Consider the following 12843-nt stretch of genomic DNA (forward strand, 5'->3'; position numbering starts at 1 on the left):
TCCCCATCCGTTGCGCGATGCCAGCCAGCTCTGCACAGTCACGCCAATTGTGCCCACACTCCAGCGCTATGCACGACACACGGAGACCGGCGATGGTTGTGCGGGCTGCCGGTCTTCAGCGTCCGAGCCGTCCGCGGACCATACCGACCATGCCGTTGATCTCTTCGATCCGCATCCGCTTCGCGGCGACGAAGAAGACCCCCATGAGCGCGGCCCCGCCCAAGACCAACGCGACCAGCGAACCGAAAGCACCCTCGCCCAGGCCCAGCAGCAGGGCGAAGCCCACGCCGCCGCCGATGATCGCTGCGGGGATCGCCGCGAGGCACAGGCGGGCGTACGTACGCACGACATGGGCGCCGTCCAGGTCGCCGCCCAGCCGGTTGCGCAGTCGACGCCAGGCGATGCCCACGCCGACGGCGTAGGCCAGCCCGTACGAGGCCGCCATACCGACGACCGCCCACTGGGCCGGAAGGACCACGTAGCAGAGAGCGGAGGCGGCAGCGTTGACCGCGGCGACGATGACCGTGTTGTAGAACGGCGTCCGGGTGTCCTCGTACGCATAGAAGCCGCGCAGCACGACGTACTGCACGGAGTACGGGATGAGGCCGAGGCCGAACGCCATCAGGATGAAGCCCATGGACCGGGCAGCCTCGGTGCCGCTGGACGAGTACAGCAGGGTGCACATCGGGACGCCGAGCGCGAGAAATGCGAAGGCCACCGGCACGATCGCCACGGCGGAGTTGCGCAGCCCCTGGGAGATGTCGTCACGGACCGCGCCGGGGTCGTTGTCGTGGGCGGCGCGGGAGATACGGGGCAGCAGGGCCGCCATGACCGAGACGGTGATGATCGCCTGCGGCATTCCCCAGATCAGCTGGGCATTGGAGTAGGCGAGGAAACCCGCGCCGTTCCTGCCGGAAGCCTTGCCGGCCGCGGTCGCCAGCTGCGTGACGACCAGGACACCGGCCTGGTTGGCGAAGACGAACAGGACGGTCCACTTGGCCAGCTTGACCGTCTTACCGAGGCCGTGGCCCTTCCAGTCGAAGCGCGGACGGAAGCGGAACCCGGCCTCGCGCAGATACGGAATCATCGCCAGGGCCTGGACGACCAGACCGAGCAGCGTGCCGATGCCCAGCAGCCGGATGCCCTCCGGCGGAATGGTCTGCACACCCATGTGGGATTCGGCGGAGGTGCCGTAGACCCAGATGAACATGCCGAACGTGAAGATCATGACGATGTTGTTGAGGACCGGGGTCCACATCATCGCGCCGAACCTGCCACGGGCGTTCAGGATCTGGCCCATCACCACATGCACGCCCATGAAGAAGATGGTGGGCAGGCAGTACCGGGCAAACGTGGTGGCGACGTTGTCGGCCGCCGGGTCGTTCGCGATCGTGCTCGACATCAGGTGGATCAACAGGGGTGCGGCGAAGACCGCGATCGCCACGATCACGCCGAGCGCGACCATCACAAGGGTCAGCAGACGGTTGGCATAGGCCTCGCCGCCGTCCTCGTCGTCCTTCATGGAACGGACGAGCTGAGGAACGAAGACCGAGTTGAGTCCGCCGCCGACGGTGAGGATGTAGATCATTGTCGGCAGCGTGTAGGCGATGGTGAAGCTGTCACCGAGCAGCGCCGCACCCAACGCAGCGGTGATCACCAGGCTGCGTACGAATCCGGTGAGCCGGGACACCAGGGTGCCGGCCGCCATCACCGCGCTGGACTTCAGCAGGCTGGAGGCCCGGCCGCCGGACTTCGGCGGGGCGGGCGTCGGAGCAGGTTCAGGCTCGGGCGGAACGGGCGGCCCGGCCGGCCCCTCCTGGTCCCGGAACAGGTGCGCGAACGCATCTGGTTCCTCGTGGCCCCCGGACGCCTGGGTGACGAGGTCGTCGACGCCGACGAACTGGGTGGTTGCCGCGTCTTCGCCGTACGGCAGATGCCGGGACGGCCCGGCGGGCTCGGGCGGCGGGGTCTGCGCCCAGACGCGCGGATCGGGGGCGTACTGCGCCGCGGGCGGCTGCTGGTAGAGCGGCTGCGGAGACTGGTATGTGCCAGGGGGCGGGGGCGGGTGCGCGGCGCGGTCGTACAGCACCTCGGCCACCGGGTCCTGGGCGGAGAGGTCCTGGGCGCGATAGGGATCGTGGTTGTACGCGTCCTGGAGGTACGGGTCCGGCGCCGGATCCACCTGCCCCGGGTCCGAAGGCGTCGGGGATCCGTCGGAAGGCCCAGCTCCGCCCGCACCCTGACCGCGGTCACCGTCGTACGGCGCGTTCATCGATACCCCACCTCATTGTCCCCGGCCGACCGGCCACGACAGACATCGCTCAACGGTCCACTTTCTCACCCGTGCCCGACGGCTCCCCGCTTTCCGGACCGGTGTCCGGCGTCGGGTCACTCGGCTGCTCGGGTTCACCGCCCTCGCCTCCGGACGGGCCGTCCGCGTTGGCACGCTTGCGATGGGTGTACATCCTGATGCCCGCGAGGACCAGCAGCAACAGTCCGCCGGCGATCACCAGCAGCACGGTCGGTGTGACCTCTGAGACCTTCACCGTGAAGGTCATCTCCTCGCCGTACGGCGTGTTGTCCTCGGTGTAGAGCTGCGCCCTCACCTGCACCTGGCCGTTGGCGTTCGCCGAGGCGTCGAACTTCACGGACTGGCTGTGGCCACCCGCGATGCGGATCGGCTTCTCCGCCACGGCGCCGCCGTCGTTCAGCCTCAGCCGCGTCGCGTTGTCCGACTTCAGCCGGAGAACAAGATGATCGACACCCTGCACCAGCTTGTTCTGCACGGTCACCGGGATGGTGGCACTGCGGCCGGACAGGGTGACGTCCGACTTGGAGATGAGTTGCACCTCGTTGGTGAGGCCGTGCAGATACGTGCGAACCGAGTCCCGGTACTGCTGTGCCTCCAGCGGCTTGCCGCGCCACGAGGTCGACATGGACCGGTTGATCGCGTTGCCGAAGGGTGTGACGACCCGCTCCGGCTGGGTGAGGATGACCCGGAAGCTGTCGAGTGAGGCCTGGGTGGCCTTGATGTCCTGGAAGGCCTGGGTGGGCAGCTCCTGGCTGCGGAGCTTCCTCGGGTACTGGGAAGTCCCGGGAACCCTCGTCGTCGCGTCGGCGTCGGGCTCCGCCTCGGCTGCGTCCACCAGGTCGAGGGGCTGCGTCCACCGTTCGTCGTCGAGGGCGTGCAGGGCGCGTGCCATCGACTGTGCCTGAGCGGCGGTCGGCATCCTCTGCGGTGCGACGACGATGCTGCGTTCGGCGTCCGTGTCCTGGTTGTTCAGGGCGAGGGTCGTGGCGAGGAACTTCTGAACGGCGAGGGTGGAATTCCCCGCACTGGACATGTCCCCCTCGAAGGCCTTGGAGAGCCGGTAGTCGGCGACGACAGCGGTGGTGCCGCCACCGATCGGACGGGCCGCGCTCGGCGTGTACGGCAGTCCCCCGGTCTCCTGGAGGCTGTCGCTGCGGGCGATCACGTTGTGCGCACCGGCCGATGTGGCGACATCGACGATCGACGGATCGATGGCGCCTTCGACCGGCCACGCGAAGTCCGTGGACGGCTTCACATGCAGGACGGTCTCCACCGTCGGGCCGGCCACCTCGGTGGCGTTCTGCAGGTGGCTGAGGCTTCCCGAGACGTTCTTTCCGCGGTGGGCGAGGGACGCCAGATCCGGGTCGGCGAACGGCAGCGCGACGACCTTGTCGTCCGCCACAGCTGTCTCCAGCTTGGTGAGCCACTGCTTGGCGACGGCCTGGTTCTTCCCGGCGATGGTGGTATCGCCGACCTTGATGCGGTAGCTCTTCGTCATCGCGTCGACACCGGCCAGCAGATCCGGGTCGATCACCCAGGTCACAGGAAGCTGGGTGCCCAGCGAGACCATCTGCTCGAGGCGCCCGCCCGGAGCGAGCTCCGCGGCGAGGTCGTCGTCGGCGAAGACCGGGGTCTGCTGCTCGTCGGAACCCGTCTCGGCAGTGAGGTGGGCCGACGCGATCAGCGGCCAGAGATAGGTGATCCGAGTCCTGGAGTCACTCTCGTCCTCCTGCCAGGGAAGGAAGGTCCGCTCGATGCCGAGGACCTGCTCGTACGGGGCACGGGAGGTCCGTCCGGACAGCGAGACGCCGAACTGGTAGACACCGGCCTCGTCGAGCCCCAGCTTGCCCACGGGCACGGACAGCGTGAAGTTCTGGGTGATCCCGGACGGGAGCTTCGCGATCTTCAGTGTGTACTTGCCGCCGATCGCCGCCGGATCGCTGCCGGGCACATACCCGGTGCGTTCGGCTGCCGCGTCGATGGATGTCCTGCCGAACAGTCGCGGCCCCACCCGCAGGTCGACCCGGGCATCGGTGACCGCTTCCTTGCTCCTGTTGGTCAAAGTGCCGGAGACAGTGAGTGTGTCGCCCTTCACCGGCGCGCTGGGCGCCAGGGAGTCCAGGGTCACGTCGACGGTGCTGGAGCCGGTCGGAGCCTTGCTCGCCTCGTCGGCCTGCGCTCCGGGCACGGCCGGACCGGCCAGCAGAGCGGCGACGAGCGGCGCTCCGAGGATCACGGAGGCTGTGCGCCGCAGCCACCGGCGGGCAGGAGAGTGACTGATCCCCTGAATGTCTGCCGCCTCGGCCACGCGCCTGTCCGTCCCTCGTCGTAGTCAGCTGCTGTCGATCGTTGTCGGTTGCTGCGTCCCCGCATGGTAACGATGTGCGTGGGGGCCACGTGCTGGGGAGTGCGCTTGGTGGTGATCGGGAGAGTCTTGCAGGGCGGAAAGAAACGATGACGCCCGGGCCGGTCCGGGCACGTACCCTTTTCTGTTGTGCCGAACGCCAATGAAGACATCTCCAGTGCCCTGACCCAGGTGCAGCACCGCGCAGTCAGCGAACTGCTGCGGGTGTCCCCGGTCGCCGACGACCTCGCCCGCCGTTTCCAGGATGCCGGATTCAGTCTCGCCCTGGTTGGCGGCTCGGTTCGGGACGCGCTTCTCGGCAGGCTGGGGAACGACCTGGACTTCACCACCGATGCCCGCCCCGAGGACGTCCTGAAGATCGTCCGTCCGTGGGCGGACTCGGTGTGGGAGGTCGGTATCGCCTTCGGCACGGTGGGGTGCCAGAAGAACGGCTACCAGATCGAAGTCACCACGTATCGGTCAGAGGCGTACGACAGGACCTCGCGCAAGCCGGAGGTTTCCTACGGCGACTCCATCGAGGAAGACCTCGTACGCCGCGACTTCACGGTCAATGCGATGGCCGTCGCGCTGCCGCAGAAGGAATTCATCGACCCGCACGGCGGCCGCGAGGACCTGGCGGAGCGCGTGCTGCGCACCCCCGGGACGCCCGAGGAGTCGTTCTCCGACGACCCGCTGCGCATGCTGCGCGCCGCGCGCTTCGCCGCGCAGTTGGACTTCGACGTCGCCCCCGATGTGGTCACCGCGATGACCGAGATGGCAGGACGTATCGAGATCGTCTCCGCCGAACGGGTCCGTGAGGAGCTCAACAAGCTGCTGCTCTCCGCTCACCCCCGGAAGGGTCTTGGCCTACTGGTCTCCACGGGACTGGCACAGCAGGTGCTGCCGGAGCTGCCCGCGCTGCGACTGGAAAGTGACGAGCATCACCGTCACAAGGACGTCTACGAGCACTCGCTGACCGTCCTGGAGCAGGCGATCGATCTGGAGGAGGACGGGCCCGATCTGACCCTGCGGCTCGCTGCGCTGCTCCATGACATCGGCAAGCCGCGGACCCGGCGCTTCGAGAAGGACGGGCGCGTCTCGTTCCATCACCACGAGGTGGTGGGCGCCAAAATGGTCAAGAAGCGAATGGTCGAGCTCAAGTACTCCAACGACATGATCAAGGACGTCTCGAAGCTGGTGGAGCTGCATCTGCGCTTCCACGGCTACGGCGACGGGGAGTGGACCGACTCCGCAGTTCGTCGGTATGTGCGCGATGCGGGTCCGCTGCTGGAACGGCTGCACAAACTGACCCGCTCGGACTGCACGACGCGGAACAAGCGCAAGGCCGGTGCCCTCTCGCGGACGTATGACGCACTAGAGGAGCGCATTACACAGCTGAAGAACCAGGAGGAGCTGGATGCCATCCGGCCCGACCTGGACGGCAACGAGATCATGCAGACGCTGGGTGTCGGTGCTGGGCCGGTCATCGGCAAGGCGTACGCGTTCCTTCTGGAGCTGCGGATGGAGCACGGCCCGATGGGGCACGACACCGCGGTCGCTGAGCTCAAGAAGTGGTGGGCCGCGCAGACCTGAGGTCGGAATCGGCGTCATGTTTCACGTGAAACATGACGCCGCCGATGGGACGAGGGGCACTGTTTCACGTGAAACAGTGCCCCTCGTCGCGGTCTTCCTGGCGGTTCACGGCGTCCTCATTTCCGTGGTGGCGCTCGGTGCGCTCACAGGTCTGAAGTTCTGGGGCGGCCGGCCCTGCGGTGGCGGACCGCCGGGGTGGCCGCCGTCATAGCACTCCAGCGACACGGCTCCATCGGAACATCGTCACTGCGACGATCGTGTAGAGCGCGGCAACTCCGATCACCACTGCGGCCGACTCGCCGTCAGGAGGCAGGACAAGGGCGGCTACTGCGGCAGCGCCCACAAAGGCCACGTTGAACAGCACGTCGTACAGGGAGAAGATCCGGCCGCGGAAGGAGTCGTCCACCGACGTCTGAACGACGGTGTCCGTTGCGATCTTCGCTCCCTGGGTGACCAGTCCGAGGACGAACGCCGCGACCAGCATCGGGCTCGGGCTGAACCACAACCCCAGTGCGGGTTCGAGGACGGCGGCCGCGGCTGCACAGGCCGCCATCCAGCGGAACCGGCCGAGCCACCCCACCGCCCAGGGCGTCACCACGGCCGCCGCGAAGAATCCCGCACCTGAGAACCCCACGGCAAGGCCGAGCAGGGCCAGTCCGCCGGAGTTGCTGTCGGACCAGGCGTACCGGCACAGCATCAGCACCATGACGGTCAGCGCCCCGTAGCAGAACCGGATCACCGTGATGGCGGCCAGCGCCCGTGCTGCGTCCTTCCGTTCCGCCAGATGGCACAGTCCGCCGACGAGTCCCCGTGCGGTGGTGGCCAGGGAGTCCCTCAGCCGGAGACGGGGGCCGCCCGGATCCGGCCCGAGGAGATCGGCCGCAAGGTCCAGGGATGCCAGCGCCGACGCAAGGTAGAGCCCCGCGCCCAGCAGCACGACCGCCGCATCGGAGTCCGCCGCGACCAGACGCACAGCGAAGGCAAGGGCGCCGCCTGCCGTGGCGGTGAGCGTTCCCGCTGTCGGTGAGAGCGAGTTGGCCATGACCAGTCGGCCCTCGTCGACGACCCGGGGCAGTGCGGCCGAGAGGCCCGCCAGTACAAAGCGGTTGACCGCGGTGACGCACAGGGCCGAGGCGTAGAAGAGCCAGTCGGGCGCGGTGCCGAGGATCAGCAGGGCGGTGCAGCAGGCGAGGGCGGTGCGCAGCAGATTGCCGTACAGAAAGACCTGGCGGCGCGGCCAGCGGTCCAGGAAGACGCCGGCGAAGGGGCCGATGAGCGAGTACGGAAGCAGTAGTACGGCCATCGCGGAGGCGATGGCTCCCGCCGAGGTCTGCTTCTCCGGGGAGAAGACGACGTGTGCGGCGAGGGCGACCTGGTAGACGCCGTCGGCGGACTGGGAGAGGAGCCGTACGGCGAGCAGACGACGGAAGTTCCGAAGGCGCAGGAGTACGCGCAGATCACGTACGACGGGCATGAGGGCAAGGGTCACATACGTTGAGGGTCCCCGGGCGGATTACCCGGGGACCCTCAACGATGCGGGAGAGAAAGAGCGTTGCCGCTCATCGCCCTCCTACGGTGACGCGCCGTTTCCGGTCGGGTCAGCGCTCGACGTCGCCGTTGATGAACTTCTCGACGTTCTCGCGGGCCTCGTCGTCGAAGTACTGGACTGGCGGGGACTTCATGAAGTACGAGGACGCGGAGAGGATCGGGCCACCGATGCCGCGGTCCTTGGCGATCTTCGCGGCACGCACGGCGTCGATGATGACACCGGCGGAGTTCGGGGAGTCCCAGACCTCGAGCTTGTACTCCAGGTTCAGCGGAACGTCACCGAAGGCGCGACCCTCGAGGCGCACGTACGCCCACTTGCGGTCGTCCAGCCAGGCCACGTAGTCCGACGGGCCGATGTGCACGTTGTCCGCACCCAGCTCACGGTCACGGATCTGGGAGGTGACGGCCTGCGTCTTGGAGATCTTCTTGGACTCGAGGCGCTCACGCTCAAGCATGTTCTTGAAGTCCATGTTGCCGCCGACGTTCAGCTGCATCGTGCGGTCCAGGACGACGCCCCGGTCCTCGAAGAGCTTCGCCATCACGCGGTGCGTGATGGTGGCGCCGACCTGAGACTTGATGTCGTCACCGACGATCGGGACACCGGCCTCGGTGAACTTGTCAGCCCACTCCTTGGTGCCGGCGATGAAGACCGGGAGGGCGTTGACGAACGCGACCTTGGCGTCGATGGCGCACTGCGCGTAGAACTTCGCAGCGACCTCGGAACCCACGGGCAGGTAGCAGACGAGAACGTCGACCTGCTTGTCCTTGAGGACCTGGACGATGTCGACCGGGGCCTCGGTGGACTCCTCGATGGTCTCGCGGTAGTACTTGCCCAGACCGTCGTGGGTGTGGCCGCGCTGGACCGTCACGCCGGTGTTCGGCACGTCGGCGATCTTGATCGTGTTGTTCTCGCTCGCGCCGATGGCGTCCGCGAGGTCGAGGCCGACCTTCTTCGCGTCGACATCGAAGGCGGCGACGAACTCGACGTCACGCACGTGGTACTCGCCGAACTGGACGTGCATCAGACCGGGCACCTTGCCGGCCGGATCGGCGTCCTTGTAGTACTCGACGCCCTGCACCAGCGAGGCGGCGCAGTTGCCCACGCCGACGATGGCTACGCGAACCGAACCCATTCCGGTTGCTCCCTGTGTTGAGTGTTCTCGGTGATTCCGATGAAGGCCCTGCGGAACTGCCGGGACTTCATTTGCCGGTGTCGTCGGACGGATCCGGCGGGGTATGACCCCGATGCCGGGGCAGGCCGTCCGACTCTCCTGCTGTGTTCTGCGGAGCCGAGCCCTCGGGCGAGGATCGTCGCTGATCCCGTCCCGACCGCTCGCTCTCGATGAGCTCGTTCAGCCAGCGCACTTCGCGCTCCACGGACTCCATGCCGTGTCGCTGCAGCTCAAGTGTGTAGTCGTCGAGTCGTTCGCGGGTTCGTGCCAGAGAGGCGCGCATCTTCTCCAGGCGCTCCTCCAGCCGGCTGCGGCGGCCTTCCAGCACGCGCATCCGCACCTCGTGCTCCGTCTGCCCGAAGAAGGCGAAGCGGGCTGCGAAGTGCTCGTCCTCCCAGGAGTCGGGGCCGGTGTGCGAGAGCAGCTCCTCGAAGTGCTCCTTACCTTCTGCCGTCAGCCGGTAGACGATCTTGGCGCGGCGCCCAGCCAGTGAAGAGGCAGGGGCGACCGCACGGCCGGTGACGGGCGGGAGGTCGACGGGAGCATTTCCTGTCTCCTCGATCAACCAGCCGTTGGCGACCAGCGTCTTGAGGCAGGGGTAGAGGGTCCCGTAGCTGAAGGCGCGGAAGATCCCCAACGAGGTGTTGAGGCGTTTGCGCAGTTCGTACCCGTGCATCGGCGACTCGCGGAGCAGGCCGAGTACGGCGAATTCGAGGATGCCGGAGCGTCTGCTCAACTTCGCCTCCTCCTTACTCCGAGTGCTCTCGTGGAGCCCTATGCCGAGCTGATGTATCGACTCGATACATCCAGACGATAGATCGCTCGTCGCGTTGCGACAAGGGGGACCGTCGTGAACGGCGTCACATCATCAATTCGTAGTAAGCGACTTGCGTTATTTGGGGTGAACTTCGGCTCTAGGGGGGTTTTGAGCGTGCGTAGTCTGTGCGGGATGCAGACCACCGGGAACCGTGTGACGTCCGCGCGCGTCAGTCATCGCGGACCGACCGGACCGGCTGCGGATGAGCCTGTCGCAGGGCTGGTCCGTAATTCGGGGGGACCGGATCTCAACTGCCGCTTCCAGGCGTTCTTGCCTGCCCGAGGAGTAGTCGTTCGATGAGCGAGCACCGTCGCAAAACGCAGCAACCGCAAGGTGGCGGGCGTGCCGCGGCCAGACGAGCCGCCCAGTCGTCCTCAGGACGCCGTGCAGCGCCGTCACGCGGAGTAACTTCCGAGTCACCTTCCGATTCTTATGGCGGAGAGAGTCCGTACGGCGGACGCGCCGAGGCCAGGAGGGCCGCCCAGCGCGGCGGGCGCCGTGCCGCCGAGGGGGGTGGCGCAGGTTATGGCGGAGGGGGTCGCCGTCGTGGTGGCGGCGACGGGCGCGAAGGCCCCGGCAGGGGCCGGGGGCGCGGCAATCAGCCTCCTGCCAAGAAGCGCTTCATCGACTACCCGCGCGCCGACAAGTACGGAGCGAGGCGCTGGCTGCCGTCGTGGAGGCTGGTCTCCGGTCTGTGTATCGGCTTCCTCGGCCTGCTCATGGGCTTCGCCGGGCTGGCGTACGCGATGGTCGGCACGCCCAAGGTGAAGGATGCTGCGAAGGCGGAGAACAACGTCTACTACTGGGCGAACGGCAAGCAGATGGTCGCCACGGGTGGTGGGACCAACCGTCAGATCATCGCTTACTCGCAGATCCCCGCAGCCATGCGGAACGCTGTCATCTCGGCAGAGAACAAGTCGTTCGAAACGGACAGTGGTATCGACCCCATGGGTATCGCCCGGGCCCTCTACAACATGGCCAAGGGTGGTGAGACCCAGGGTGGCTCGACGATCACCCAGCAGTATGTGAAGAACTCGCGGCTCTCTCAGGATCAGACGCTGAGCCGCAAGTTCGAGGAGTTGTTCATCACGCTCAAGGTCGGCAAAACGATGGACAAGAAGGACATCATGGCCGACTACCTCAACATCTCGTACTACGGACGAGGCGCATCGGGGATCCAGGCCGCGGCCCGTACGTACTACGGCACGGCCGCCAGCAAGCTGGACGCGAGTCAGTGTGCCTTCCTGGCCACGTTGCTCAAGGGCGCGACCTACTACGACCCGGCGGGTGCTCCCGAGTACGACCCCATACAGGCCACCCCGGCGAAGAACCTGGCGCGCGCGAAGACGCGCTGGGCCTGGATCCTCGAGGAAGAGGTGAAGGACGGCCGGATGAAGCCCGAGGATCGCCAGAAGTTCCTGAAGCAGGGGTTCCCCATGCCGGACCCGCCGAAGAAGGGTGCGGAGTTGGGCGGCCAGATCGGTTATCTGGTGGACCTGGCCAAGTCGAACTTCCTCAACAACAACACCAAGGGCATCACCGCGGACAAGCTCGCCCAGGGCGGATACGAGATCCACACCACCTTCGACGAGAAGAAGGTCAAGAAGCTCAACGCCGCGGTCAAGAAGGTCTACGACAACAAGATCAAGCCGAAGCAGCGCCCCAAGACGGACACGCACGTCCAGTTCGGTGGCGCGTCGGTGGATCCGAAAACTGGTGCCATCGCCGCGATCTACGGCGGCCAGGATGCGACGACGCACTTCACCAACAACGCGGACATCACCGGTGCGCAGGTCGGTTCGACCTTCAAGCCGTTCGTGCTGACGGCGGCGATGGAGTACGGCAAGCGTGACCCGGCCGGCGACCCGGATCAGGGCGAGTCGATGCGCACGAAGGTCTCGCCGAAGAGCATCTACAACGCCGACGACCTGCTGAAGATCAAGAAGTACAACGGTGAGATCTGGACCGACGAGAACGGCAAGGAATGGCTGCAGTCCAACGACGGCCATGAGTCGAGGGGCAACATCACCCTTCGCGAGGCCATGCAGTGGTCAGCCAACTCCCCGTATGTCCAGCTCGGTATGGACGTCGGCACCGACAAGGTGAAGGAGGCGGCCGTCGCCGCAGGTCTGCGTGACGACCGCTCCATGGCGGACTCGACCGTTCCGTCCTTCTCCATCGGCACGTCCCAGCCGAGTGCGATCCGGATGGCGGGGGCGTACGGCACCTTCGCCACCAGCGGTATGCAGCGCGATCCGTACTCGGTCGAAGAGGTCAAGTACCGCGGCGAGTCCGTCTATCAGCACCCGAAGGTCAACAAGCGCGCTTTCGACAACGCCATCGCCGACAACGTCACCGACGTCCTGAAGAACGTCGTGGAGAAGGGAACCGGCACGCCTGCCCAGCTCCCCGGCCGCGAGGTGGCGGGCAAGACGGGTACGACGGACGACAACAAGTCCGCCTGGTTCGTGGGCTACACCCCGCAGCTGTCGACGGCCATCAGCATGTACCGGCTGGACGACAACGAGAAGCACAAGAACCGTAAGTTCGAGAAGATGTACGGGACGGGTGGCGAGGAGACGATCCACGGTGCCTCGTTCCCGGCCCAGATCTGGCACGACTACATGATCGAAGCGCTGAAGGGAACGACGCCCGAGAGCTTCCCGAAGCCGGAGCCCTGGGGCGACACGGTCTATGGCGGTGGCGCGCCGAGCCCCAGCCCGACGCCGAGCATCGTCCCTTCGGAGACCCCCTCCAGCACGCCGTCCTCGACGCCTTCGAGCACCCCGTCCTTCCCGAACCCCGGCCCGAGCAAGAGCTGCAAGGCGTGGGACTGGAACTGCCAGGACAGCAACGGCGGCACCAACACAGGCGGCAGCACCGGAACGACCGACGGCAGCACGGGAGGAACGCCCGTGCCCTCGACAGACCCGACGTCGTCCCCCGGGGGTGCCGGTGGCGGCAACGGGAACGGAAACGGGAACGGCAGCATCTTCGGAGGCCCGGCCGGGTAGCGCCCGGCAGGCAAGCGCTCCACCCGGCCGAGAGGCCGGCGAAG

Annotated in this window: 7 protein-coding genes; 2 read left to right on the plus strand and 5 right to left on the minus strand. The window is 66.9% G+C overall.

Features of this window, described 5'->3' with window-relative positions; translation table 11 throughout:
* Positions 1–115: 115 nt before the first annotated feature.
* Positions 116–2272, minus strand: a complete 2157-nt coding sequence (gene murJ / locus OHA03_RS13875; protein WP_267004111.1) for a murein biosynthesis integral membrane protein MurJ — start codon at positions 2270–2272, stop codon at positions 116–118.
* Positions 2273–2321: 49 nt separating this feature from the next.
* Entirely contained in the window at positions 2322–4619 is a 2298-nt protein-coding gene (locus OHA03_RS13880) for a DUF6049 family protein (RefSeq protein ID WP_267004113.1), read from the minus strand.
* 186 nt (positions 4620–4805) lie between these two features.
* On the opposite strand from OHA03_RS13880, the gene OHA03_RS13885 reads away from it, so the two are divergent.
* Complete coding sequence (locus OHA03_RS13885) at positions 4806–6248, plus strand: CCA tRNA nucleotidyltransferase (RefSeq protein ID WP_267004115.1); 1443 nt, start codon at positions 4806–4808, stop codon at positions 6246–6248.
* A gap of 205 nt (positions 6249–6453) precedes the next feature.
* Here OHA03_RS13885 and OHA03_RS13890 read toward each other — a convergent pair whose 3' ends face one another.
* The 3 genes from OHA03_RS13890 to OHA03_RS13900 form a co-directional block, all read right to left on the minus strand.
* Positions 6454–7722 (minus strand): MFS transporter, encoded by a 1269-nt coding sequence (locus tag OHA03_RS13890; RefSeq protein ID WP_267004117.1) that lies wholly within the window; start codon positions 7720–7722, stop codon positions 6454–6456.
* A 124-nt stretch (positions 7723–7846) separates the two neighbouring features.
* Positions 7847–8929, minus strand: coding sequence for an inositol-3-phosphate synthase (locus OHA03_RS13895; protein WP_030973768.1), 1083 nt, complete (start codon positions 8927–8929; stop codon positions 7847–7849).
* Between the two features lie 67 nt (positions 8930–8996).
* Positions 8997–9704 carry a PadR family transcriptional regulator gene (locus tag OHA03_RS13900; RefSeq protein ID WP_267004122.1) on the minus strand — a complete coding sequence of 236 codons (708 nt, stop codon included), beginning with the start codon at positions 9702–9704 and terminating at the stop codon, positions 8997–8999.
* A gap of 377 nt (positions 9705–10081) precedes the next feature.
* On the opposite strand from OHA03_RS13900, the gene OHA03_RS13905 reads away from it, so the two are divergent.
* Positions 10082–12799 (plus strand): transglycosylase domain-containing protein, encoded by a 2718-nt coding sequence (locus tag OHA03_RS13905; RefSeq protein ID WP_267004124.1) that lies wholly within the window; start codon positions 10082–10084, stop codon positions 12797–12799.
* Positions 12800–12843: the final 44 nt, after the last annotated feature.

Origin of the sequence: Streptomyces sp. NBC_00154, assembly GCF_026342835.1 — a bacterium.
Lineage (GTDB): Bacteria > Actinomycetota > Actinomycetes > Streptomycetales > Streptomycetaceae > Streptomyces.

Bases quoted from the DNA above. Each gene is read 5' to 3' on its own strand.
- murJ (WP_267004111.1), bottom strand. From the start codon at position 2,272: ATGAACGCGCCGTACGACGGTGACCGCGGTCAGGGTGCGGGCGGAGCT.
- OHA03_RS13890 (WP_267004117.1), bottom strand. From the start codon at position 7,722: ATGCCCGTCGTACGTGATCTGCGCGTACTCCTGCGCCTTCGGAACTTC.
- OHA03_RS13895 (WP_030973768.1), bottom strand. From the start codon at position 8,929: ATGGGTTCGGTTCGCGTAGCCATCGTCGGCGTGGGCAACTGCGCCGCC.
- OHA03_RS13905 (WP_267004124.1), top strand. From the start codon at position 10,082: ATGAGCGAGCACCGTCGCAAAACGCAGCAACCGCAAGGTGGCGGGCGT.